Here is a 22,870-nt window from a genome sequence, read left to right on the forward strand (position 1 = left end):
ATGACAGAACCCTTGGCACTCTTGGCTGAGTTGGAGGCTGTCGTATTGAACCACGGATACAAGGCCGGGCATCAGCCCCTTGTCCTTAGTGACCGTCTGGACGAAGACCTTGAAATGCTGCCAGAGTCGGCGGCGGATTTGCTCGAAGAGTATTTCGAACGCTTCACCGTCGATCTGGGCGACTACGACTTCAATCGATACTTCCCGTACCGCGGAATCAGAATTCCTTTTCTAACGAAGTGGCTGCTCAAAAGATGGGGAGTTGTCGATTATGGAGAGGCGGAGCCTTTGACCCTCGCAATGCTTCAGCACGCAATCGACATGGGCAGATGGGACACCGCCGCGCTGCGCCACATCCACGACCAAAGCACCTGATCCTGCATCCACGAAATCCCGTCCCAAGCGAGGGCCGTTGCTAATAGACCCGCGCACACCACAGGTATCTAATCGGAAAAAGCACCCCGGAAAAAGCACCCCGGAAAAAGCACCCCGGAAAAAGCACCCACCGCACAACCCGCGCCGAAGACGAAGACGAAGAGAGCCCGCTCACGATGCTGACCATCAACAACCTCCACGCCGGCTACGGCAAAGTCAAGGTCCTGCACGGCATCTCGCTTCACGTGCCGAAGGCCAAAGTCGTCACCCTGATCGGCTCGAACGGCGCGGGCAAGACCACCACCATGCGCGCCATCTCCGGCATGATCAAGGCCACCGAAGGCGAAATCACCATGGGCGTCGGCAGCAACACCCGGCGTATCGACTCGCTGGACTCGCACCGTATCGCGCGCCTGGGTCTTGCGCATTCTCCCGAAGGCCGCCGCGTCTTCGCGACGATGTCCGTCACCGACAACCTCCTGCTCGGCGCGTTCCCGCGCCTCACCTGGGCGCGTCCGAAGGGCGACGTGGACGCCGATCTCGAACGCGCGATCGAACTGTTTCCGCGCCTGAAGGAACGCCGTTATCAACTGGCCGGCACGCTCTCCGGCGGCGAACAGCAGATGCTCGCCATGGCGCGCGCGATCATGCTGAACCCGGATCTCGTGCTGCTCGACGAACCGTCGATGGGCCTGGCACCCATTCTCGTCGACGAAGTGTTCCGCATCATCGAGCGCCTGAAGGCGGACGGCGTCACGATGCTGCTGGTCGAACAGTTCGCGGCGGCCGCCCTCAACGTCGCCGACTACGGCTACGTGCTGGAGAACGGCCGGGTCGCCACGCATGGCCCGGCGGAGCAGTTGCGCAACGATCCCTCGGTCAAGGCGGCCTACCTGGGCGCGAGCCACTGATCGCGGCGAACCGCACTATCATGGATGAGGCACGCGCTTTCCGCGCGGCCTGACCTTGCACAAGGAGCGGCCATGATCAGCGGCAAGACCACCCTCATCGCCCATCTCGGCTACCCGACCGAAGCCTTCATGGCGCCGATGATCTACAACCCGTGGTTCGACCAGCAAGGCATCGATGCCGTCGTCGTGCCGATGGGCGTCAAACCGGACGATTTCGTCGCCTTCCTGCCGCAGTTGTTCAATCTCACCAATATCCGCGGCGCGCTCGTCACGATGCCGCACAAGATCACGACTCTCGGCCTGATGGATGAAGTCAGTCCGACCGCGCGCATCGCCGGCGCGTGCAATGCCATCCTGAAGCGCCCGGACGGCACGCTGCTGGGCGATCAGTTCGACGGCGCAGGCTTCGTGCGCGGCGTCGAGCGTAAGGGTTGCAAGCTCGACGGGGCACGCGTGCTGGTGCTGGGCAGCGGCGGCGTCGGTTCGCCGATTGCCGCGTCGCTCGCCGCCGCCGGTGTCGCCGAACTGGCGATCTTCGACATGAACACGGCGTCGGTGGAAGGACTTGCAGCACGTCTGCGCGAGCACTATCCGCAACTGACCGTGCGCACCGACACGAAAGATCCCGACGGTTTCGACGTCATCGTCAACGCGACGCCGCTCGGCATGAAAGAGGGCGATCCTTTGCCGTTCGATATCGACCGCATCGCGCCTTCCACTTTCGTCGGCGAAGTGGTGATGAAGTCGGAATACACGCCGTTGCTGCGCGCGGCGATGGACAAAGGCTGCAAGGTGCAAGTAGGCACCGACATGCTGTTCGAAATGATTCCCGCCTATCTCGAGTTCTTCGGCTACGGCACGGCAAGCGCCGACGACCTGCGCGCCGTCGCGCAGATCCGCTACGCGTGAGTCGCGCTGCACGAACACGAACCTGAACCCGAGCACGAACCCGAACACAAGCCCGCAACCGTTCCTATACTGCTATCGAGACAATCAGGCAGACGCTCATCCTCTGACAAATCGGCCGCGGCATACGCAGCGGCTCCAGAACGCAGGGAGGAATCATGGGATCGACTGCACCCGGCATGCCGGCCGGCGACCAGCACGCGCCCGGTCCGCACGGCCGCACGGCGTGGGCGGGGCTCTCGCTGGCGGCGCTCGGCGTCGTGTACGGCGACATCGGCACGAGCCCGCTTTACACTTTGAAAACCGTGTTCGATCCCGCCGGCGGTCTCGCGCTGCAACCGGCGAATGTGATCGGCATCGTCTCGCTGATCTTCTGGTCGCTCACGCTGATCGTTTCGCTCAAGTACGTCACGCTGATCCTGCGCGCCAATAACCACGGCGAAGGCGGCATCATGGCGCTGCTCGCGCTCGCGGCGTCCTCGGTCGAATCGAAGAAGCGCCTCAAGCAGACGCTGTTGCTGATCGGCGTGATGGGCGCCGCGCTGTTCTATGGCGACGGCGTCATCACGCCGGCGATCTCGGTGCTCAGCGCAGTGGAAGGGCTCGACGTCGCCGCGCCCGGCCTGCAGCCCTATGTCGTGCCCGTGACGCTCGTCGCGCTGGTGGCGCTGTTCCTGATGCAGAAGCACGGCACGTCGGGCATCGGCGCGGTCTTCGGGCCGGTCATGGTGGTGTGGTTCGTGATCCTGGCCGTATCGGGCGTCATGAACATCGTGGCCATGCCGAAGATTCTCGCCGCGCTCGATCCGCTCGAAGGACTCGCGTTCTGCGTGCATCATCGCTGGCTTGCGTTCGTCGCGCTCGGCGCCGTGGTGCTGTCGCTGACCGGCGCCGAAGCGCTCTATGCCGACATGGGTCACTTCGGCGCGCTGCCGATCCGCCTCACCTGGTTCGCGGTGGTCTTTCCGGCGCTCGCGCTCAATTATCTCGGGCAGGGCGCGCTGCTGATCGCGGATCCCGCCGCGCTGCAGAATCCGTTCTACCGGCTGTTCCCGTCGTGGCTGCTGTATCCGATGGTGGTGCTGTCGACCATCGCGACGGTCATCGCCTCGCAAGCGGTCATCTCCGGCACATATTCGATGACCAAGCAGGCCATGCAGCTCGGCTTTCTGCCGCGCATGAGCGTCGTGTACACCTCGGCGCGGGAGATCGGGCAGATCTACGTGCCGGGCATCAACTGGACCTTGCTGCTGGCGGTGGTCGCCGCCGTGCTGGGCTTCGGCTCGTCGACGGCGCTCGGCTCCGCATACGGCATCGCCGTGACGGGCACGATGCTCATCACCACCGTGCTGACCTTCTTCGTGTTCCGCTATGCATGGCATCTGAACTGGGCCCTGTGCCTGTTCGCGACTGCGTTCTTCTTCGTGATCGACGCGATGTTCTTCTCGGCGAACCTGCTCAAGATAAGGGAAGGCGGCTGGTTTCCGCTGGCGATCGGCCTGCTGATGTTCACCATCATGGCCACCTGGGGACGCGGCGCACAACTGATGGTGCAGGAAGCGCGCGTGCGCGCGGGCACGATGCCGCTGCGGCAGTTCCTGTCGAACCTGCATGCCAAGGCGCCGGCGCGGGTGGAGGGCACGGCAATCTTCATGTCGAACGATCCGAACGCCGTGCCGCATTCGCTGATCAACAATCTGATGCACAACCGCGTGCTGCACGAACACACGGTCTTCCTGACCGTCGCGACCGAGCCGGTGCCCTGGGTCGAGGAAGGGCGCCGCGTCTCGTTGCAGCAACTCGGCGACGGCTGTTTCCAGCTGACCGTGAACTATGGCTTCAAGGACGAAGTGGACCTGCCCGCCGCGCTGGAGACGTGTCGTTCGTCGGGGCTCAAGTTCGATCGCGCGACGATCTCCTATTTCCTGTCCCGCGCCTCGGTGGTGCCGACTCCGGGCCACGGCATGGCGTTATGGCGCGAGCGGCTCTTCGCGATCATGCTGCACAACGTCGGCAATGTGGCGGCGTACCTGCGCCTGCCCGCCGATCGCGTGATCGAACTGGGCGCGCGCGTCGAGATATGACGGCGGAAATCGGCTGATCAGACTTCACGAGACCTGCACCCGGTGCAAATCGATGCAAGCCGGTGCAAGCAAGATCACATCTTCCAGGAGACGCCATGACCGCCAGCAGTCCGCCGACCCGCCAGCCGTTTCCGTCCACCGCCCGGCTCGTCGAGCGCGGCAAGATCGTGTCGGCGCACGAGGCCGTGCGGCTGATCCGTTCCGGCGATACGCTCGCGACGAGCGGCTTCGTCGGCATCGGCTTTGCCGAGGAAGTGGCGATGGCGCTGGAAGAACGCTTTCGCGAAGGCGCCGAGCCCGTCGCGGACCTGACGCTCGTGTACGCGGCAGGCCAGGGCGACGGGCGGAGCAAGGGCCTCAATCATCTGGCGCACGAAGGACTGGTGAAACGCGTGATCGGCGGGCACTGGGGGCTTGTGCCGGGATTGCAGAAGCTCGCGATCGACAACCGGATCGAAGCGTACAACCTGCCGCAAGGCGTGATTTCGCAGCTGTTCCGCGACATCGCCGCGCATCGTCCAGGTCAATTGTCGCGCGTGGGTCTCGGCACCTTCGTCGATCCGCGTCACGGCGGCGGCAAGCTGAACGCGCGCACCACCGAGGATATCGTGCGGCTCATGCCGATCGACGGCACCGAGTATCTGTACTACCAGACCTTCCCGATCGATGTCGCCATCGTGCGCGGCACCACCGCCGACCTCAACGGCAACGTAACGATGGAAAAGGAAGCGCTGACGCTGGAAGCGCTGTCCATCGCGATGGCCGCGCGCAATTCGGGCGGTATCGTGATCGCGCAGGTCGAGCGGCTCGCGGAATCCAACACGCTCAACTCGCGTCAGGTGAAAATCCCGGGCGTGATGGTGGATTGCGTCGTGCTCGCGCGGCCGGACAATCACTGGCAGATCTTCGGCGAGCCCTACAGCGCGGCATTCTCCAGCGAACTGCGCGTGGCCGCGAGTTCGGTGCCGCCGATGCCGCTCACCGAACGCAAGATCATCGCCCGCCGTGCGGCCTTCGAGCTGATGGCCAACAGCGTCGTCAATCTCGGCATCGGCATGCCGGAGGGCATCGCGAGCGTTGCGAACGAGGAGCAGGTCATCGACCTCTTCACGATGACCACGGAGCCGGGCGTCATCGGCGGCATTCCGGCGGGCGGCCTCAACTTCGGCGCGGCCACCAACACGCAGGCGATCATCGACCAGCCGTATCAGTTCGATTTCTACGACGGCGGCGGTCTCGACATCGCGTTCCTCGGTCTGGCGCAGGCCGACCGCGAAGGCAATCTGAACGTCAGCAAGTTCGGCCCGAAGCTGGCGGGCGCGGGCGGCTTCATCAACATCAGCCAGGCCGCGAAGAAAGTGGTGTTCGTCGGCACCTTCAATGCGGGCAAGCTGGACCTCGCGATAGAAGACGGCCAGTTGCGCATCCGTCGTGACGGCGATTGCGTCAAGTTCGTGGACGCGGTCGAGCATCGGACCTTCAGTGGCCGGTACGCGGCCGAGCGTGGCCAGACCGTGCTCTATATCACCGAACGCTGCGTGTTCGAGCTCACGCAGCACGGGCTGCGGCTGACGGAGGTGGCGCCAGGCGTGGACATCGAGCGGGACATCGTCGCCAGGATGGGCTTCGCGCCGCTGATGGAGCCGCCGCCGCGCCTGATGGACGAACGCATCTTCCGCGATGCGCCCATGGGCTTGCGCACGCTGCTGCTGCGGCTGGATCTGTCGGAGCGCTTCAGTTACGACGCGGAGAAGAATCTGTTCTTCATCAATTTCGAAGGACACGAGGTTCAGAATGCGAGCGACGTCGAGGCGATCCAGCGTGAAGTCGAAAAGCAACTGAGCGGGGCGAGGACGCGTCCGCATGCCATCGTGAACTACGACAACTTCTCGATCCGTCCCGACATGCTCGACGCCTATTCGGAGATGGTCACGCGCCTGGTCAATACGCTGTACGAGCGCGTGACGCGCTACACCACCAGCAGTTTCCTGCGCCTCAAGCTGGGCGATGCGCTGAAGCGCCGCGGCGTTGCGCCGTATATCTACGAAAGCCCCGAAGAGGCGCGAGAACACGAGTCGAGGCGCGCCGCAGAGTGAAGCGGCCGATTACGCGGTGCGCATAGCGGCCATTGCATAGCGCCTATCGGCCATGGCCGGCGGGCGCAATGCACAAAAACGGCGCTAAAAAGGCACCATAAAAGCACTCGAAAGCCCCGCCGACAGGCGCTCCGCACGATCATGGCGCATCGCACCGAACGAAGCCGCACGCATCGGCCCGCTCGCGGCTCTGTGGCTTTCCGCACATCGGCCGGTCAACGCGCTGAAGAAAATGTTTTCACTCCGGAAAGCTGCGCGGGTTCGCAAACGCAAAACCCGTCGCAGTACGCGAGGAAAGCGCTGCGCAAGACCCGCGGCGCACGCCGGATAGCACTTCTATTCTGAACCGAAGCCATTGCGGTCAGGCGCATCTGCGCCGCGCGAGGACAGTCGTCGTGCGTGCCGATTCATGCCTGGACAGTCGCATCCGGGGCTCGGCATGACGCACACGGGGGCCGAGATGAATGCGCTGGATCAGCTTGCGTGTCATGCGAATCAGTGGGTGCTGTCCGATGCATGGTATTTCGATTCGCTCACACATCGTTTCGTGCGCGGCGATCTGGAAATAGACGGCGATCGCATCGCACGCATTCTGGCTCCGCGCGAATCCGTGCGCACGGATCGCCTCGATGCCGCCGATCTCGTTTGCGTCCCCGGCCTCATCGATGCGGACGCCGGCATCGCGCCCGACGCATGGCGCGAACACTCGAATCTGCTGCTCACTCATGGCGTCACCACCGCCGGCTCGTTCCAGCGCGGCTTTCCCGATGCCTGCGCATTTGCGGGCAGCGGCGGCGTGCGCCGGTTGCTCTACATCGAACTCGACGAACCGCCGGAAGCCGACCTGCACGCGTTGTTCGACACACCCGATCCGCGCTGCATGCTTCTTCCCGCCGTGGTGCCCGCGCGGATCTGGTCGGCTGCGTCGCTGCTTGCGGTGGCATCGGCGGCGGAACGTCTGCGCAAGCGCCTGTGCGTCAAGCTGTGCCCTTCGCATGACGACGAGCGCGAGTATCGGCAGACGCGCTACTTCACCGAGGTCGGACTGCTGTCCTACCTGTCGATCCTGAGCCGCGAGACCACGCTATTCGGTCCCGCCGACATTTCGCGTCAGGACGCGGCGTTCATCGCGGAAACGGATGTGAATCTCGTGTGCGGCGCGCCGCTCGTGCGGGCGTCGCTGATCGAGCATCGGCTCTGGGCGCACTGGCTCAACGCACGGGCGCTGGCTTGCTCATTCGATGCCGGCGCGTTGCAACGGCTCGCGCAGGGCGCGGCGGAGATGGGCGCCTGTCCGGACGCCGCGTGCGACGCTTGGATCGATTCGCTGACGCACGGCGCGGCGCGCGCACTCGGACTGCGCGATCTGGGTTCGCTCGCCGTGGGCATGCGTGCCGATCTGTGCCTGTATGACCGGCCGCATGCATGGCAAGGCGGCGAGGGCAGTGCGGGCTTCGCGCATCTGCTTGCGACATCGAGTCCGCGTCACGTTTATGTCGACGGCGTGGCGGAAGTGACCAACGGCGCGCGCGCGGGCGAGCTTGCCGTCGCGGGATAAGCAACGACGCCCACGGGCGAACGGGAGAGACCGATGAATGCACGCGCAGAAGCGCCGCCCTTGCACCGGCAGCTGATGCAGTACGACGAGATGCTGGGTTATCGCTTCGTGCCGGGTCTGAAGCTGCGGATACCGCATGAGGGCGGCGGCTATCTCGTCAAGACGAACGGCGCGGGCTTTCGCTGCAATCACGAAGCGACACCGCAGAAGAATCGCGCGCGCCGTGTGCTGGTGTTCGGCGATTCCTTCACTGCCGGCGACGGCGTCAGCAACGGCAAGCGCTATTCCGACGTGCTGGAAGACAACCTGCCCGACACGGAAGTGCTCAACTTCGGCCTGTCCGGCAGCGGCACGGACCAGCAATACCTGGTGTATCGCGAGTTCGCGAAGAAGATCGACTTCGATGCCGTGGTCATCAGCGTGCTGGTGGAGAACATCCAGCGCAACGTGATGAAGCATCGCGAATGGTCGGATCGCGAGGGCGCGCCGCTCTATGTGCCGAAGCCGTGGTTCGAGTTGTCGGAGTGCGGCGCGATCGACCTGCAGGGCGTGCCCGTGCCGCAGCCGTTTCATCGCGAGGCCGATCAGTCGCCCGCGCCGGGCGGCGGCCTGTTCTCCAAGGCGCGCCAGATGGTGAACGGCATGGGACCGGAGTTCAAGGACAAGGTGCAGAAGCTCACGCGCTTCCAGCCCTTGCCGGAATACGACTCGGCCGACAGTCACGCGTGGAAGCTGCTGCGCGCGATCCTGCTGCACTGGAGCGCCGAAGTGAAGGTGCCGGTGCTGATCGCCGTGCTGCCGGTGTATCAGTACGTCGAGAAGACCGCGAGTTATGCGGGCGTGCGCAAGCGCTTCGACGAACTGGCGGCCGAGTGCGGCGTGCCGGTGCATCACGTCGTGGACGACCTGTGGAAGTTCGACGACGAGACGCGCCGCGGCTTCCGTTTTCGCGGCGACGTGCATATGACACCGCCCGCGCACCGGGCGGTCGGCGAAGCGCTGGCCAACCAGCTTCGGCCGATCATTGAATAACCCATCGGATAACGACAATGGCACGCTACGTACTCGGCATTTCGGCCTTCTATCACGACTCGGCGGCGGCGATCCTCAAGGATGGCGAGATCGTCGCGGCGGCGCAGGAAGAGCGCTTCACGCGCAAGCGCCACGACCCGGGCTTTCCGGCGGGCGCGATCAACTACTGTCTCGAAGAGGCGGAGATCGACGGCACGGATCTCTCGGCCATCGCGTTCTATGACGATCCGGCATTGACCGCCGACCGCATCATCCGCTCATCGATAGCCTTCGCGCCCGAGTCGCAGGCGTTCTTCACGAAGGCGGTCAAATCGTTCTTCGGCGTCAAGCCGTACTTCAAGGAACAGATCCGCGCAATGCTCGCGTGCGACGACGTGCCGATCTATTTCTCGCGGCACCATTACTCGCATGCAGCCTCGGCATTCTTTCCGTCGCCATTCAAGGACGCGGCGGTGCTGTGCGTGGACGGAGTCGGCGAATGGTCCACGACCAGCTTGGGCTTCGGCAGCGGTTCGAAGCTCGATATCCTCAAGGAAATCCGCTATCCGCATTCGCTCGGCCTGCTGTACAGCGCCTTCACGTTCTATTGCGGCTTCAAGGTCAATAGCGGCGAATACAAGCTGATGGGCCTCGCGCCTTATGGCAAGCCGGTCTATGCCGACAAGATCCGCCAGCATCTGATCGATATCAAGGCGGACGGCTCATTCCGTCTCGACCTCGATTACTTCGACTACCATCGCGGCCTCGCGCTAACCAATGCACGCTTTCATGAACTGTTCGGCGGTCCGCCGCGCACGCCCGAATCACGCATCACGCGACGCGAGATGGATCTCGCGGCATCGATCCAGGCCGTCACCGAGGAAGTCATGGTGAAGCTGTGCTACGGGCTCAGGCAACTCACCGGCGCGAACAAGCTGTGCCTCGCGGGCGGTGTGGCGCTCAATTGCGTCGCCAACGGCAAGATCCTGCGCGAAGGCATATTCGACGAGATCTGGATCCAGCCCGCCGCGGGGGACGCGGGCGGCGCCATCGGCGCGGCGTATCTTGCGGACTTCAACGTGCTCGGCGGGACGCGTCCTGATGTCACGCCGCAGAGCGATGCGCAAAGCGGGAGTTTCATCGGCCCGGCGTATCGCGACGATGAAGTCCTCTCCTTCATGCAGCGTCAAGGCGCGGTGTTCCATGCGCTGCCGGACGGCGAAGAGGGCGCGCGGCAGGTGGCTTCGTTGCTGGCGCAGGAGAAGATCGTCGGCATGTTCTCGGGGCGCATGGAATTCGGCCCGCGTTCGCTGGGCGCGCGTTCCATCCTCGGCGATCCGCGCGCCGCCGATACCCAGTCGCGCATGAACCTGAAGATCAAGTTCCGCGAGTCGTTCCGCCCGTTCGCGCCCATCGTGCTGAAGGAGCGCGCGTCTGACTACTTCGACATCGACGCGGACAGTCCCTACATGCTGCTGGTCGCGCCGGTGAAGGAATCGCACCGTGTCACGCCGAAGGACGCCGCGGATCCGGAGGACATGCTGGAGATCGTCAACGCGGTGCGCAGCGACGTGCCCGCGATCACGCACGTCGATTACAGCGCGCGTATCCAAACGGTGACGCAGGATGTCAATCCGCGCATGTTCTCGGTGCTGCGCGCATTCGATGAACTCACCGGCTGTCCGGTGCTCGTGAACACGTCGTTCAACGTGCGCGGCGAGCCCATCGTCTGCACGCCCGAGGACGCCTACCGCTGTTTCATGCGCACCGAGATCGACGCGCTCGTGCTGGGCAATTACATCCTCTATCGCAACGAGCAGGCTGCCGTCGAGATGGATGAATCCTGGAAGAAGGAGTATGAACTTGACTGATGCCGACCTGAACCAGTTCTTCGCCGAACGGCTCGCGGCCTTGAAGCCGGAAGTAGAAGCCTTCATTCCCACGGCCTTCGATGCCGAGTGCGCGTCCTATCTGCAGGATGTCTTCGAGCCCGAGCCCATTGTGAGCGAGGACGACATGATCGGCTCGCTCGTGGACATCTGGAGGCGCCAGGGACTCGAGTCGCTTGCGGCGCTCGAACCCGAATGGCGCAGCATGGCCGCCGAACTGCACGCCACCGATGAGGCGACGCAACAGGTGTCGAACTTCATTTACGCCATGTATTGAACGCTTTCGATGCACGAAAAAATTGAGCCGCCTGCAAGGGCGGCTCTTTGTTGTCTCAGTGACGCGCCGGCTGCGCACCGCGCTGATCGCGCAGTCTGCTGTGACGGATGCCGTACACGAAGTAGATGACGACGCCGATCGCCATCCACACCACGAGCCGTATCCACGTATCGGCCGGCAGCCCCGCCATCAGGAACAGCGATGACAGCGCGCCCAGCGGCGCGACCACATATACCGCCGGCGTCTTGAACGAGCGTTTCAGCTCGGGCTGCGTGATGCGCAGCACCAGCACGCCGATGCAGACCACCATGAAGGCGAACAGCGTACCGATGCTCACGAGTTCGCCGACCAGCCCGATGGGCAGCAGCCCCGCGAGCACCATCACGATGAGGCCGGTGATGATCGTCGTGATGTAGGGCGTGTGGAAGCGCGAATGAATCTTCGACGCGAACGGCGGCAGCAAGCCGTCTCTCGCCATCGAATAGAAGATGCGCGGCTGCGACAGCAGCAGCACGAGGATCACCGAGGTCAGGCCGAAGATCGCCCCGAGCTTGACGATGGGCGAGAGCCAGCGCATGCCGATGGCATCGACGCCCACCGCGATCGGGTCCGACACGTTGAGCTTGTCGTAGGGCACGATGCCCGTGAGCACGTAGGACACGAGCACATAGAGAATCGTGCAGATGGTAAGCGAGCCGAGCAGGCCGATCGGCATGTCGCGTTTCGGGTTCTTGGTTTCCTGCGCGACGCACGACACCGAATCGAAGCCGATATACGCAAAGAACACCACCGCCGCGCCGCGCAGCACGCCGCTCATGCCGAACACGCCGGATTCGCCGGTGTTGGGCGGAATGAACGCGCCGGTGGGGTTTTTCGCGGTGACCCAGTGGCCCGTGTCGACATAGGCGATGCCCGCGCCGATGAAGGCCAGCACGATCAGCACCTTGATGATGACGATGAAGCTGTTCACGCGCGCCGATTCGCGGATGCCGACCACGAGCAGGATCGTAATCAGTCCGACGATCACCATCGCGGGGATGTTGAGCACCGCGCCGGCATGACTCCAGCCGTGTCCGGGTTCGTATGAGAAGGGCGCACCCGCGAACTGCGCGGGTATGTCGATGCCGAGCGAATGCAGGAAGCTCACGACATAACCCGACCAGCCGATCGCAACGGTCGTCGCGCCGACCGCATATTCGAGTATCAGATCCCAGCCGATGAGCCACGCGATGAGTTCGCCCATCGTCGCGTAGGCATACGTGTAGGCGCTGCCCGATACCGGCACCGTGGAAGCCATCTCGGCATAACAGAGTCCCGCCAGCGCGCAGACAATCGCCCCGAGCACGAAGGACAGAATGATCGCCGGGCCGGCATTGGTCGCAGCAGCATGGCCCGTCAGCACGAAAATGCCCGCGCCGATGATGCAGCCTATGCCCAGCATCACGACGTCCAGCGAGCTGAGCGAACGTTTCAGCGCATGGCCGCCGTGTTCCTGCATGGCGTCGTCGGTCGCGTCGGCTTCGTCCTGAAGCGTAGCGATGGATTTTCTTTGCATGACGGTCACGATCGCCTCCTGTGCGGCGGCAGGGCGGCCGCGCCCGTTGGCACGGCGAAGGCTGTCCGCCTGTTCGAATGCGGGTCTTGCGCGGTCCTGCCACTTCTCGCCAACTCATGTTTCAACGGCTGGCGTCGTTCCGTAATAGCAGATTTCACCGGCGAATTCGAGCAACGCCGTCGGAAGGTCTGCAAAACAGCACGAGGGCAGCAGGAAACGTGCCGCAGTGAAACGGGCGTTCACCTCGCACTGTAGCGACATAAGGCCACACGGCGCGCAAGGACTTTGGAAGCCGGAAGCGCGGGCCCGGCGTCGCGCACTATAATCGGCGTGACTGTTGCACTTTCAGTGTTTCAACCCGGAAACCATTGCTGCCGAATGCAGAATGTTCACCGGTTCTTTCTATATGTGGAGATTTGATATGGCTATTCGCATTGGTGATGAAGCGCCCGATTTCACGGCGGAAACGACCGAAGGCACGATTCGCTTTCACGAGTGGATTGGCGACCACTGGGCGATCCTGTTCTCGCATCCGAAGGACTTCACACCGGTCTGCACCACCGAGCTTGGCTACATGGCGAAGCTCAAGCCCGAATTCGACAAGCGCAATACCAAGGTCATCGGTCTTTCCATCGACCCCGTGACGAATCACGCGCAATGGGCGAAGGATATCGAGGAAACGCAGGGCAGCGCGGTCAACTATCCGATGATCGGCGACTCGGATCTGAATGTGGCGAAGCTCTACGACATGATCCATCCGAACGCGAGCGGCGGCAGCCCGCGCACCGCCAACGACAATGCAACGATTCGCGCTGTATTCCTGATCGGTCCGGACAAGAAGGTGAAGGCCACCTTCACGTATCCGATGAGCGCGGGCCGCAACTTCGACGAAGTGCTGCGTCTGCTCGATGCATTGCAACTCAACGCCAAGCATACGGTGGCCACGCCGGTGAACTGGAAGCCGGGCGATGACGTGATCATCCCCACATCGGTGTCCGACGACGATGCGAAGAAGAAGTATCCGGACGGCTTCAAGACGCTGAAGCCTTATCTGCGCACGGTCGCTCAGCCGAAGTAAGCGCCGTTCACCTGGCATCCTGAAAGCGCCGGACCGCCGCGAGCGGCGCCGGCGCTTGTTTTTTCAGCTTGTTGTTTCGGAAAGGCATAGCTCAGTGGTGGCCCGTGCGGCGCTCGGGCGCGGTATCCACTTCGCCGGGACGGCGCAGCATCTTGTCGACTTCGCCCGCATGCAGCTCTTCGACCTGGATCATCTGCCGCGCATACTCCTCCAGCGCGACCGAGCGGTCCTCCACGATCCGCAGCAATTCGCGATAGTGACCCAGCGCAACCTGCTCGGACTGGAGCGATTCGCGCAGGATGGTGGAGATGTCGAACGTGTGGGTATCGAGCAGCGGTCCGATGGTCAGCGACGGATACGCGCCGAGCGTGGTGATCCATTCGCCGGCCTGATGCGCATGCATCAGCGACTCGTCGGCTTGCGCGCGCAACCACGACACAATCGGAATACGGCCGAAGCCGAACACCAGAAACGAGTAGTGGGTGTAGCGCACGACGCCTGCGAGTTCGGATTCGAGAATCCGGTTCAGGACGCCGACGACCTGTTCCTTGTCGATTTCTGCCATGCCTGCCTCCGTGTCTTGAACGTATGTCAACGCACGAGCGCGCCGCAGGGCGAATGCGCATGCGCACTCGCACGCGGGACTTCACCTGGGGCTTCACTCATTGTAGTCACGCGAACGGCGCATGCGAGTCGAAAGCGCTGCCCCAGGGCTCAAGGAGGCGCGCAAGATGCGCTCCCGGCTTGCAGGAGCGGCTTTGCGGCAGTGCGGGAAAACAGCTTGAAAGAGGGTGTCAGACGAGCTCTTCGGTCCACAGCGCGGCACTGCGCGCGAGCACTTGCGTCATGGCCTCGCGTGCGGCATCGCTGTCATTGAGTTCGATCGCGCGCACGAGCCGGCCGTATTCGCCAAGCTGGCTCTCCGGCACGCGCGGTAGTGCATGCGGTTGCAAACGCAAGGCCGCCTTCATCGTCTTGATGCCGATGCGCACGACGCAACCCATCTGCCGCAGCAACTCGTCGCCGCTCGCATCGACGATGGCGGCCTGCAACGCATCCTCCGCCGTGGATTGCAGCGCTTCGGTCGGGCTCGTGTGCAGCAGCTTCTGGAACGCCGCGTTGATGGCAATGCGTTGATGGCGGTTCGCGCGGGTCGCAGCCAGCGCGGCGGCGGGCGGATCGACCAGTGTGCGAAAGTCCATGAGGCGGCGCACGAAGTCCGGATCAGGCTGGACACGCAGACGCCACTCTGCCACTTCGGCATCCATTACGAGCCATTCGCTGACCGGCTTGATGCGCGTGCCGGTCTTGGGCCGCACGTCGAGCATGCGTCGCGAGATCAGCACGCTCAGCGCTTCGCGCATGATGGTGCGGCTCACGCCGTGCTTCTTCGAAAGCAGCACTTGCGGCGGCAGGACATGGTCCTGGTATTCACCGTTCACGATGCTTGCGACGAGTTGATTCACCACGCGCTTGACGAGCGATGCTTCATAACCATGATTCATGTTTTTTGTTCTCGTGAAATCGCCCACGCTTCAAGGCTTCCGGCCGCTCATCCCCGAACGGTTGATCCGCGCCTTTTCGAATTCCGGCAGCGTGCACCCCGCGCCTTTCATGCGCTTCCATGCGCCCGCGACGTGCCTGCCCTGCGGCCTGCCGTGTATTGATCCCCGGGATCACTGTCGACGATGCGCTTCCGAATGCAGCCAGATTCTGGCGCTCGGTTCCCCTGCGGATGGCATCGTCAATCCACTGAAAGAAGCGTATATCCGTATGGCCTGATTTAACAATATGGTTCACCGCGAATTCGACTGACTATGGTGCGTCCGCACACAAACTTGCGGCGATACCCAACATGACGCGATTTGCTTCGACAGGCGCAAGCGTTTGCGCATCTTCGCTAGCGTTGCGTGTGGCTTAGCCGCTTCGCTGTGTTACCGTGGCGAGCCAATGCAACGCCAAGCAATGAGGAGAAGGCGAGATGAAAGTCGCGGTGATGGGCGCGGGCGCGGTGGGTTGTTATTACGGCGGCATGCTGGCGCGCGCGGGTCACGAGGTCGTGCTGATCGCACGGCCGCAGCATGTGGAAGCGATCGAACGTGAAGGACTGCGGCTCGACACCCAGCAATTCGATGAGCGCGTAGCCGTTGCGGCCAGCACGCAGGCGAGCGCGGTGAAGGGCGCGCAACTCGTGCTCTTCTGCGTGAAGTCCACCGATACCGAAAGCGCCGCTCGCGCACTCGAGCCGCATCTCGAACGCGATGCGTTGTTGCTCTCGCTACAGAACGGCGTCGAGAATGCGGCGCGTCTGCGTGAGATGCTGCCGCAGGAAGCGGCGGCCGCCGTGGTGTACGTCGCGTCCGAAATGGCCGCTCCCGGACATATCCGGCATCACGGCCGTGGCGAACTCGTGATCGAGCCATCGACACGAAGCGAGGACGTGGCACGCGCGTTCATCGAGGCGGGTGTGCCCACCGAGATCTCCGACAACGTACGCGGTGCGCTCTGGGCCAAGCTCGTGCTGAACTGCGCTTATAACGCACTCTCGGCCATCACGCAGTTGCCGTATGGCAAGCTGGTTCAGGGCGAGGGCGTCACGCGCACGATGCGCGACGTGGTGGATGAATGTCTGGCCGTCGCGAAGGCCGAAGGCGTGACCATCCCCGGCAACGTGGATGTCGCGGTGAGCCGCATCGCGGAAACCATGCCGAACCAGTACTCGTCCACGGCGCAGGATCTCGCGCGCGGCAAGCTGAGTGAAATCGATCACCTCAATGGTCTGATCTTAAGGCGCGGCGAAGCGCTGGGTGTGCCGACCCCGGCCAATCGCGTATTGCATACGCTCGTCAGGCTGATTGAAAGCAAGGCCTCCTAGGGTGTGAATGCGGGAATTCCCTGACCCTCTGGCACGCCCGATGCTGAGTATGAAGTACGCGCAGAAAAATCGCTGCGCGAACTGTACATACCGGAGGATCACCATGAAATCCTTGCTCAAGGCCGTGGCCGTTGCCGCCGTTGTGGTGGCGCCGGCCCTCTCATTCGCACAATCCGATTCGAGCGTGACGCGCGCCCAGGTGAAGCAGGATCTGCGGCAAGTCGAGGCAGCAGGCTATGACCCGTCGCAGTCGGATCAGACCTCGTACCCGCAGGATATTCAGGCCGCAGAGGGCCGCGTTCAACGCCAGAACGGCAATGGCTATAACGCCGATATGAATTCCTACGGCGGTACGCGGGCGGGCACATCGGCGGCCGGCATGCGTTCGATGCGCCCGATGGATAACGACGGCACCAAGCCAGTCTACTTCGGCCACTGATCCGGCCGTATCTTCCCTTAAGTGCGGGATTGGCAAGCGAAGCGCAGTCGCGGAAACGCGGCTGCGCTTTTGTCGTTGGTGCAAGCCGCGCGCGAGGGCGCTACCATCGCTTCGTCTGCGTGCATTGGGCGCGCTTCACGAGGCTGAGACTCATGGACAAAGCCGTAAAGATTCCTGGACCGGATCATCCGATCACCATCGAACGTAGTCCCTTGCGCGTGATCGTCAAGGTTGGCGACCGCGTCATCGCGGATACGACGGAAGCGCTCGGACTTCGCGAGAGCACGTATCCGGAAGTGCTGTATGTGCCGCGCAAGGATGTGGACATGGCGCAGCTAGAACGCACGACACACAGCACCTATTGCCCTTACAAAGGCGAGTGCAGCTATTACAGCATTCCTGCGGGTGGACAGAAGTCGGTCAATGCGGTGTGGACCTACGAGACACCGTATGAAGCGGTCGCGGCGATCAAGGAACATCTGGCGTTCTATAGAGACCGCGTCGACTCGTTCGAAACGCTCGAGCGCTGAGACTCACTCAAGGCGCATCAGTCGAGCAACAGCTTGGCATGGCGCTTCAGCATCGCGCTGAAGTCGTCCAGCCAGCCGACAGCCAGGCGCCAGCTTTGCCAGTGCAGATCGACATCGAAGCGCACGCCCGGCGACATCTCCACGAGCTCGCCGCTTTCCAGTTCGCGCGCGATGAGGCGCCGCGGGCACATGCCCCAGGCCATTCCCGTGGTACACGCACTCACGAAGCCCGCGCCATGCGGCACCACGTGAGCGGGCGGATGGATGTCCGCGCGCGTCACGCGCCGGATGAAGCGCCGCTGTAATTCATCCTTGTCGTTGAAGTTCACGCACGGGGCCTGACGCAAGGCCTCGCGTGTCAGACCGTGTGCAAAATGCCGCGCGAAATACGCGGGTGCGCACACCGCGCTATAGCGCATGCGTCCGAGCTTCATCGAACGCCAGCCGGGCACGGGCTCGGCCAGCGTGGTAACCGCGCCTTGTACATCGCCGTCGCGGATGCGCTGCGCCGTGTGATCCTGATCATCGACGACGAGATCCAGCAGCACCTCCCGCTCGACACAAAACTCCGCCGCCGCCGCGAGAAACCAGGTGCTCATGCTGTCGTCGTTCACGGCGATGCGCAGCCGCGCGCGCCGTTCGCCCGATGCACCGGGCAGCGCCGGCATGCGCCCGCCGAGTTCCGCTTCGAGCAACTGGACGCGTTCCGTGTGACGGCAAAGCAGCGCACCGGACGCCGTGGCTTCGCAGGGCTGTCCGCGCCGCACGAGCAGACTGCCTACGCGCTCTTCCAGAAGCTTCACCCGCTGCGAGACCGCCGAAGGCGTGATGCTGAGCTCGCGCGCGGCACGTTCGAACGAACCCGTGCGGACCACGGCCAGCAGCGCGTTCAGAAGGGCATAGTCCAGCATTAGCGTTCCTTGATCGGGATTAGGAAAATGAGCTTTGTTAAAGCGCCTCGAACGCGCAGACTACGGCTTTCTTCGCTCCCGATCAAGCCACGCATCATGCAACCGACGCCATTCAAGCTGGAACGCTACTTCGCGCAACACGAGTTCACCGCGCGCCATCTGCTGTGCAGTTCAGATCCAGAATCGATGTCGGTGGGCGAACTGCTGGACTTCGAGCCGAACGCGCTCGACGGACTCCGAGACACCTGGCTCGGCTATACTGAGTATCCCGGCGCGCCTGCATTGCGCCGTGAACTGGCGACGCTGTATGACAGCGTGAGTGCGGACCAGATCATCGTGCATACCGGCGCGCAGGAAGCCATCTATTCGTTCATGAAGTCGATGCTCGCGCCGGGCGATCACGTGATCGTCCAGATGCCGGGCTATCAGTCGCACTATTCGGTGGCGGAGGCATCGGGCGTGCGGGTGTCGGCGTGGATGGCGCGCGAAACGCATGGCTGGGCGCCCGATATCGACGCACTGGAAACACTTGTCATGCCCGTCACGCGTGCGCTCGTGATCTGCGCGCCGCACAATCCGACCGGATATCTGCCGCCGCGCGAAGCGTTCGAACAGATCGTTGATTTCGCCCGGCGGCATCAGCTATGGCTGTTCAGCGACGAGGTGTATCGCGGGCTGGAGCACGATCCCGCCGATCGCCTGCCGGCCGCCTGCGACGTCTATGAACGCGCCGTATCGCTCGGTGCGCTTTCGAAGACGCACGGACTGGCAGGCCTGCGGCTCGGCTGGGTGGCGACGCACAGCGCCGAGGTGCTCGAACGCATGAGCGCGTTCAAGGACTATCTCACCATCAGCAACAGCGCCCCGAGCGAATATCTGGCTACACTTGCCGTGCGGCACAGCGACGCGCTGCTGGCGCGCAACCTGGAGATCGTGCGCGCCAATCTCCGGCTGCTCGATGACCTCTTCCTGCGTCATGCGCGTCATGTCGAATGGCATCGCCCGCGCGCGGGGACGATCGGCTTCGTGCGTCTGAAGCAGGTCCATGCCGCGCGCTTCTGTTCCGAACTGCTCGAACGGACCGGCGTGCTGCTGTTGCCGTCCACGCTGATCGATCATGGCGATGCGCACGTGCGTCTCGGCTTCGGCCGCCGCAACTTGCCCGAGGCGCTCGCCATCCTCGACGCCTACTTGGACGCGACCGTCACCAGCACCGCATCCTGACGCCAGACACCCGGAAACATCTGCTTGAGGTTTCCTACCTTGGGCAGATCGTTGATGGCGATATACGGGCTTTCCGGGTGCTCCGTCAGATAGTTCTGGTGATAGCCTTCGGCCGGATAGAAGCCCTTGTAGTCCTCGACCCGCGTGACGATCTTGCCGCCATAAGCATGCGCGCGGTCGAGCTGAGCGATATACGCGGTGGCAATCTCGCGCTGCGCCGCATTCGTCGGGAACACGGCCGAGCGATATTGCGTGCCGTGGTCGGGGCCTTGATAGTCGAGTTCGGTCGGATTGTGCGCGACCGAAAAGAAGATCTGCAGCAGCTTGCCGTAGCTGACCTGCGCCGGGTCGTAGGTGATGCGCACGGATTCCGCATGACCCGTATCGCCTTCGCTGACACGCTCGTACTGAGCCGTGTTCGCCGCGCCGCCCGCATAACCGGACATCACTTCCTTGACGCCGCGGACGTGCTGGAACACGCCCTGAACGCCCCAGAAACAACCGCCGGCGAACACGGCGGTTTCGCTATGCACCGAGCCGGCGGTTTCGTCGTGGGCGGGCGGCGGAATCTTTACCGCTTCCTCGCTCGAATGCGCGACACGCTGCAACGCGAAGGCGCCCGCGAACAGCACCGCCACGCTCGCGACCTTGAAAGACTTGCTGGTTTTCAACATGGATTGCTCCTGGTGACACACGCTGTATCCGCTGATGCGGGATTCAACCGAACGTGAATGCGTAGGCTTCGACGCCGGGATCGAGAAATTCGATGGTGAACGTGCGATCCGCAAACGGACCGGTCTGCCGCACGAGCTGGTACAGGCGTTGTTCCTTCACGGTACCACTGCCGTCGGCCTGGATGTCGCTGCCGTGCGATGCGCCCGGCGCCGCGCCGTCGATGCTCACGCGAAACCGCACCGGCTTGCCGTCCTTCGACGGACCGAGCACCAGATGCAGGTCACGCGCATGAAAGCGGTAGACGATGCGCCCCGACGCGCCTTCCAGCGTCGCATGCTCCGCGCCCACCCTCCAGGCGCCGGTGAGGCCCCAGTCGTTGGTGTCGAGTGCCTTGGGCGCGGCGTAATCGTGCAGGCGGTCCGGCGTCTGTCCGCCGGGCGACATGAACTGCGATGCCCGTTCGTAACCGATATAGGTTTCCGGCGAGCGCATGTCCGCGTTGTCGGCCTGCATCATCGCGCCCTGGCCGATGGCGGCGTCGTGCTGCGGCGAGGCCGTCATGGCAGCGGACGGCGGCGCGCCATGTCCCGCTTCGGCAAGCAGCTCCTGAATGACGCGCTCGGACTCCGCATATTCGCCTTCGCCGAAATGGTGATAGCGGATGTTGCCGTTGGCATCGACGAAGTAATGGGCCGGCCAGTACTGATTGTCGAGCGCACGCCAGATCGCGTAGTTATTGTCGATGGCCACCGGATAGTCGATGCCGAGATCGTGTGTCGCCTTCTTCACGTTGTCGATATTGCGCTCGAAGGCGAACTCCGGTGCATGCACGCCGATCACCACCAGTCCCTGATCGCGATATTTCTGCGCCCACGTCTTCAGATACGGAAGCGTGCGCAGGCAGTTGATGCACGAATACGTCCAGACATCGACCAGCACCACCTTGCCCCGCAGCGCTTCACGGGTGAGCGGCGGCGAATTGAGCCACTGCACCGCGCCATCCAGCGGCGGCAGCACGCCTTCCACAGGCAGGCCCGACGCCGCGGTTTTTTGCATGCCAGTGCTGGCGCGCATCATCGCTTGCGGTGCTTCGCCGGCGTCCTGCTTCTGCACAGGCGCAGGCTTCTGCGCCGACATCATCATCGCGCCATTGCCCTTCGAGAACTTGTCGACGAGCTGCTGTTCGATGCCCGCGGTGGCCACCGTCGAGACGCGGGCGAGCACGCCCGTGTCGAGGCCGAAGCCGATCGCGACGACGCCGAGCAGCATGGCCGCGCCAAGTCCGCGTCGCACCCATTCGCCGGCGCCGAGCGAGCGCTTCATCGCCGCGAACACCCGTCCGCCGATCAGCAGCGCCACCGCCAGCGAGGTCGCCGCACCGGCCGCATAGGCGAGCAGCAGCAGGGTCGTGCCGACGCTCGCGCCATGCAGCGCCGCACCGGTCAGCACGAGGCCGAGGATCGGGCCGGCGCAGGGCGCCCACAGCAGGCCCGTCGCGATGCCGAGCACCACCGAGCCGCCGATGCCAGGCTTGCCGTCGCCCTTCTGCGCGTAGGCCGTCAGACGGTTGCCCAGCGTGACCAGCGGATGCATCACGCGGTCGGCGAAGCGGGGGAGCAGCAGCGTCAGGCCGAACACGGCGAGCAGCGCGATGGCGGCCCAGCGGCCATACTGGTTCGCCTGCGTGACCCAGCCACCGCCCACGGCGGCGAGCGTCGCGACGCCGGCATACGTCAGGCCCATGCCGGCGAGCAGGGGCAGGCCGCTACGCACGAAGGACTGATCCGCGCGCGCAAACACGAAAGGAAGAACTGGCAGGATGCACGGGCTGAGGATCGTCAGCGCGCCGCCGAGATAGGCCAACACGATCAGCAACATGATGAGCTCGCTTCTAAGGGTTGTCGTAGCGGCGCGTCAGGCCGCGCCGGGATTGAAGGTCATCGCCACGCCGTTCATGCAGTAGCGCAGACCGGTAGGCTTCGGGCCGTCGTCGAATACGTGGCCGAGATGGCCGCCACAGCGCCGGCAATGGACTTCGGTACGCAATACGCCGAACGAGCCGTCCTGACGCGTCGCGACCGCGTGATCGAGCGGCGCCCAGAAGCTCGGCCAGCCGGTGTGACTCTCGAACTTGGTCTGCGACGAAAACACCGCGAGCCGGCATCCCGCGCAACTGAAGGTGCCGGCGCGATGTTCGTCGTTCAGCGGGCTGGTGTAGGGGCGCTCGGTGCCCTCGCGGCGCAACACGTCGAATTGCACGGGGCTCAGCAGGCGGCGCCATTCGTCGTCGCTATGGACGATCTCGAAGCGCTCCGGCGCGGCGGCCTGCATCGCACCCTGCGGCGGCGTGCCGGCGAGGGCGCGGAAGCGGCCCGACAGCGCGAGAACTGAGGCGGCGGCCGCGGTGCCGGTCAGGAGAAAGCGGCGGCGACTTGGCATGGCGTGATCCTGGTCGTGGACTGGAATGGCCTCATGC

General features: G+C 63.8%; 22 protein-coding genes. 15 read left to right on the forward strand and 7 right to left on the reverse strand.

The genetic code is table 11. From position 1 onward, the window contains the following. From QCE83_RS31075 to QCE83_RS31115, 9 genes are all read left to right on the forward strand, one after another. Positions 1-375: a DUF1493 family protein gene (locus tag QCE83_RS31075; RefSeq protein WP_309820154.1), complete on the forward strand. Its 375-nt coding sequence runs from the start codon at positions 1-3 to the stop codon at positions 373-375. Between the two features lie 176 nt (positions 376-551). Further along, a complete protein-coding gene (locus QCE83_RS31080; RefSeq protein ID WP_309820156.1) occupies positions 552-1,286 on the forward strand; it encodes an ABC transporter ATP-binding protein in 735 nt (244 codons plus the stop codon). A 72-nt stretch (positions 1,287-1,358) separates the two neighbouring features. Next, positions 1,359-2,195 carry a ThiF family adenylyltransferase gene (locus tag QCE83_RS31085; protein WP_309820158.1) on the forward strand — a complete coding sequence of 279 codons (837 nt, stop codon included), beginning with the start codon at positions 1,359-1,361 and terminating at the stop codon, positions 2,193-2,195. A gap of 155 nt (positions 2,196-2,350) precedes the next feature. Further along, positions 2,351-4,276 carry a potassium transporter Kup gene (locus tag QCE83_RS31090; protein ID WP_404985945.1) on the forward strand — a complete coding sequence of 642 codons (1,926 nt, stop codon included), beginning with the start codon at positions 2,351-2,353 and terminating at the stop codon, positions 4,274-4,276. Positions 4,277-4,371: 95 nt separating this feature from the next. Beyond that, positions 4,372-6,372 (forward strand): acyl CoA:acetate/3-ketoacid CoA transferase, encoded by a 2,001-nt coding sequence (locus QCE83_RS31095; protein ID WP_309820160.1) that lies wholly within the window; start codon positions 4,372-4,374, stop codon positions 6,370-6,372. Between the two features lie 439 nt (positions 6,373-6,811). Beyond that, positions 6,812-7,930 (forward strand): hypothetical protein, encoded by a 1,119-nt coding sequence (locus QCE83_RS31100; RefSeq protein WP_309820162.1) that lies wholly within the window; start codon positions 6,812-6,814, stop codon positions 7,928-7,930. A gap of 33 nt (positions 7,931-7,963) precedes the next feature. Further along, entirely contained in the window at positions 7,964-8,962 is a 999-nt protein-coding gene (locus tag QCE83_RS31105; RefSeq protein ID WP_309820164.1) for an SGNH/GDSL hydrolase family protein, read from the forward strand. 17 nt (positions 8,963-8,979) lie between these two features. Next, positions 8,980-10,812 carry a carbamoyltransferase gene (locus QCE83_RS31110; RefSeq protein WP_309820166.1) on the forward strand — a complete coding sequence of 611 codons (1,833 nt, stop codon included), beginning with the start codon at positions 8,980-8,982 and terminating at the stop codon, positions 10,810-10,812. Then, a complete protein-coding gene (locus QCE83_RS31115) occupies positions 10,799-11,107 on the forward strand; it encodes a hypothetical protein (RefSeq protein ID WP_309820167.1) in 309 nt (102 codons plus the stop codon). The genes QCE83_RS31110 and QCE83_RS31115 overlap by 14 nt, the downstream gene beginning before the upstream one ends. A gap of 55 nt (positions 11,108-11,162) precedes the next feature. Here the strand turns inward: QCE83_RS31115 and QCE83_RS31120 are convergent, their stop codons facing one another. Then, complete coding sequence (locus QCE83_RS31120; protein WP_309821189.1) at positions 11,163-12,662, reverse strand: amino acid permease; 1,500 nt, start codon at positions 12,660-12,662, stop codon at positions 11,163-11,165. A 421-nt stretch (positions 12,663-13,083) separates the two neighbouring features. Between QCE83_RS31120 and QCE83_RS31125 the strand changes: the two genes are divergently transcribed. Then, positions 13,084-13,740 carry a peroxiredoxin gene (locus QCE83_RS31125; protein ID WP_309820169.1) on the forward strand — a complete coding sequence of 219 codons (657 nt, stop codon included), beginning with the start codon at positions 13,084-13,086 and terminating at the stop codon, positions 13,738-13,740. 91 nt (positions 13,741-13,831) lie between these two features. On the opposite strand, the gene QCE83_RS31130 is transcribed toward QCE83_RS31125, so the two are convergent. Together QCE83_RS31130 and QCE83_RS31135 are read right to left on the reverse strand one after the other, a co-directional pair. Continuing rightward, positions 13,832-14,305: a ferritin-like domain-containing protein gene (locus tag QCE83_RS31130; RefSeq protein WP_309820171.1), complete on the reverse strand. Its 474-nt coding sequence runs from the start codon at positions 14,303-14,305 to the stop codon at positions 13,832-13,834. A 229-nt stretch (positions 14,306-14,534) separates the two neighbouring features. Next, entirely contained in the window at positions 14,535-15,245 is a 711-nt protein-coding gene (locus QCE83_RS31135) for an FCD domain-containing protein (RefSeq protein ID WP_309820173.1), read from the reverse strand. Between QCE83_RS31135 and QCE83_RS31140 the strand changes: the two genes are divergently transcribed. The 4 genes from QCE83_RS31140 to QCE83_RS31155 all read left to right on the forward strand — a co-directional run bounded on the left by QCE83_RS31140 (position 15,244) and on the right by QCE83_RS31155 (position 17,584). After that, on the forward strand, positions 15,244-15,522 hold the full coding sequence (locus tag QCE83_RS31140) for a hypothetical protein (RefSeq protein WP_309820175.1): 279 nt from the start codon (positions 15,244-15,246) through the stop codon (positions 15,520-15,522). The two genes, QCE83_RS31135 and QCE83_RS31140, sit on opposite strands and share 2 nt — an antisense overlap. Before the next feature lie 199 nt (positions 15,523-15,721). Continuing rightward, entirely contained in the window at positions 15,722-16,615 is an 894-nt protein-coding gene (locus QCE83_RS31145) for a ketopantoate reductase family protein (RefSeq protein ID WP_309820177.1), read from the forward strand. A 103-nt stretch (positions 16,616-16,718) separates the two neighbouring features. After that, positions 16,719-17,054: a DUF4148 domain-containing protein gene (locus tag QCE83_RS31150; RefSeq protein WP_309820179.1), complete on the forward strand. Its 336-nt coding sequence runs from the start codon at positions 16,719-16,721 to the stop codon at positions 17,052-17,054. A gap of 152 nt (positions 17,055-17,206) precedes the next feature. Then, positions 17,207-17,584: a DUF427 domain-containing protein gene (locus QCE83_RS31155; protein WP_309820182.1), complete on the forward strand. Its 378-nt coding sequence runs from the start codon at positions 17,207-17,209 to the stop codon at positions 17,582-17,584. A 17-nt stretch (positions 17,585-17,601) separates the two neighbouring features. Here the strand turns inward: QCE83_RS31155 and QCE83_RS31160 are convergent, their stop codons facing one another. Further along, positions 17,602-18,495, reverse strand: a complete 894-nt coding sequence (locus QCE83_RS31160) for a LysR family transcriptional regulator ArgP (RefSeq protein WP_309820185.1) — start codon at positions 18,493-18,495, stop codon at positions 17,602-17,604. Positions 18,496-18,591: 96 nt separating this feature from the next. Between QCE83_RS31160 and QCE83_RS31165 the strand changes: the two genes are divergently transcribed. Then, the gene (locus QCE83_RS31165; protein WP_309820187.1) at positions 18,592-19,719 is read left to right on the forward strand and encodes an aminotransferase class I/II-fold pyridoxal phosphate-dependent enzyme; all 1,128 of its coding nucleotides are present in this window, start codon (positions 18,592-18,594) and stop codon (positions 19,717-19,719) included. Here QCE83_RS31165 and msrA read toward each other — a convergent pair. From msrA to msrB, 3 genes are read right to left on the reverse strand one after another with little or no spacing between them, the layout of a single operon-like run. Then, positions 19,683-20,393: a peptide-methionine (S)-S-oxide reductase MsrA gene (msrA, locus tag QCE83_RS31170; RefSeq protein WP_309820189.1), complete on the reverse strand. Its 711-nt coding sequence runs from the start codon at positions 20,391-20,393 to the stop codon at positions 19,683-19,685. The two genes, QCE83_RS31165 and msrA, sit on opposite strands and share 37 nt — an antisense overlap. 43 nt (positions 20,394-20,436) lie before the next feature. Continuing rightward, complete coding sequence (locus tag QCE83_RS31175) at positions 20,437-22,272, reverse strand: cytochrome c biogenesis protein DipZ (protein WP_309820191.1); 1,836 nt, start codon at positions 22,270-22,272, stop codon at positions 20,437-20,439. 36 nt (positions 22,273-22,308) lie between these two features. Next, the gene (msrB, locus tag QCE83_RS31180) at positions 22,309-22,833 is read right to left on the reverse strand and encodes a peptide-methionine (R)-S-oxide reductase MsrB (protein WP_309820192.1); all 525 of its coding nucleotides are present in this window, start codon (positions 22,831-22,833) and stop codon (positions 22,309-22,311) included. Positions 22,834-22,870 lie beyond the last annotated feature (37 nt).

Source organism: Caballeronia sp. LZ034LL (genome assembly GCF_031451215.1).
Lineage (GTDB): Bacteria > Pseudomonadota > Gammaproteobacteria > Burkholderiales > Burkholderiaceae > Caballeronia.

What these genes read in the sequence shown, in the direction of transcription:
- QCE83_RS31080 (WP_309820156.1), top strand. Translation starts at nt 552, where the DNA reads ATGCTGACCATCAACAACCTCCACGCCGGCTACGGCAAAGTCAAGGTC.
- QCE83_RS31125 (WP_309820169.1), top strand. Translation starts at nt 13,084, where the DNA reads ATGGCTATTCGCATTGGTGATGAAGCGCCCGATTTCACGGCGGAAACG.
- QCE83_RS31140 (WP_309820175.1), top strand. Translation starts at nt 15,244, where the DNA reads ATGTTTTTTGTTCTCGTGAAATCGCCCACGCTTCAAGGCTTCCGGCCG.
- QCE83_RS31165 (WP_309820187.1), top strand. Translation starts at nt 18,592, where the DNA reads ATGCAACCGACGCCATTCAAGCTGGAACGCTACTTCGCGCAACACGAG.
- QCE83_RS31115 (WP_309820167.1), top strand. Translation starts at nt 10,799, where the DNA reads ATGAACTTGACTGATGCCGACCTGAACCAGTTCTTCGCCGAACGGCTC.
- QCE83_RS31075 (WP_309820154.1), top strand. Translation starts at nt 1, where the DNA reads ATGACAGAACCCTTGGCACTCTTGGCTGAGTTGGAGGCTGTCGTATTG.
- QCE83_RS31135 (WP_309820173.1), bottom strand. Translation starts at nt 15,245, where the DNA reads ATGAATCATGGTTATGAAGCATCGCTCGTCAAGCGCGTGGTGAATCAA.
- msrA (WP_309820189.1), bottom strand. Translation starts at nt 20,393, where the DNA reads ATGTTGAAAACCAGCAAGTCTTTCAAGGTCGCGAGCGTGGCGGTGCTG.
- QCE83_RS31130 (WP_309820171.1), bottom strand. Translation starts at nt 14,305, where the DNA reads ATGGCAGAAATCGACAAGGAACAGGTCGTCGGCGTCCTGAACCGGATT.
- msrB (WP_309820192.1), bottom strand. Translation starts at nt 22,833, where the DNA reads ATGCCAAGTCGCCGCCGCTTTCTCCTGACCGGCACCGCGGCCGCCGCC.
- QCE83_RS31105 (WP_309820164.1), top strand. Translation starts at nt 7,964, where the DNA reads ATGAATGCACGCGCAGAAGCGCCGCCCTTGCACCGGCAGCTGATGCAG.
- QCE83_RS31150 (WP_309820179.1), top strand. Translation starts at nt 16,719, where the DNA reads ATGAAATCCTTGCTCAAGGCCGTGGCCGTTGCCGCCGTTGTGGTGGCG.
- QCE83_RS31160 (WP_309820185.1), bottom strand. Translation starts at nt 18,495, where the DNA reads ATGCTGGACTATGCCCTTCTGAACGCGCTGCTGGCCGTGGTCCGCACG.
- QCE83_RS31100 (WP_309820162.1), top strand. Translation starts at nt 6,812, where the DNA reads ATGACGCACACGGGGGCCGAGATGAATGCGCTGGATCAGCTTGCGTGT.
- QCE83_RS31155 (WP_309820182.1), top strand. Translation starts at nt 17,207, where the DNA reads ATGGACAAAGCCGTAAAGATTCCTGGACCGGATCATCCGATCACCATC.
- QCE83_RS31175 (WP_309820191.1), bottom strand. Translation starts at nt 22,272, where the DNA reads ATGTTGCTGATCGTGTTGGCCTATCTCGGCGGCGCGCTGACGATCCTC.
- QCE83_RS31090 (WP_404985945.1), top strand. Translation starts at nt 2,351, where the DNA reads ATGGGATCGACTGCACCCGGCATGCCGGCCGGCGACCAGCACGCGCCC.
- QCE83_RS31110 (WP_309820166.1), top strand. Translation starts at nt 8,980, where the DNA reads ATGGCACGCTACGTACTCGGCATTTCGGCCTTCTATCACGACTCGGCG.
- QCE83_RS31095 (WP_309820160.1), top strand. Translation starts at nt 4,372, where the DNA reads ATGACCGCCAGCAGTCCGCCGACCCGCCAGCCGTTTCCGTCCACCGCC.
- QCE83_RS31120 (WP_309821189.1), bottom strand. Translation starts at nt 12,662, where the DNA reads ATGCAAAGAAAATCCATCGCTACGCTTCAGGACGAAGCCGACGCGACC.
- QCE83_RS31085 (WP_309820158.1), top strand. Translation starts at nt 1,359, where the DNA reads ATGATCAGCGGCAAGACCACCCTCATCGCCCATCTCGGCTACCCGACC.
- QCE83_RS31145 (WP_309820177.1), top strand. Translation starts at nt 15,722, where the DNA reads ATGAAAGTCGCGGTGATGGGCGCGGGCGCGGTGGGTTGTTATTACGGC.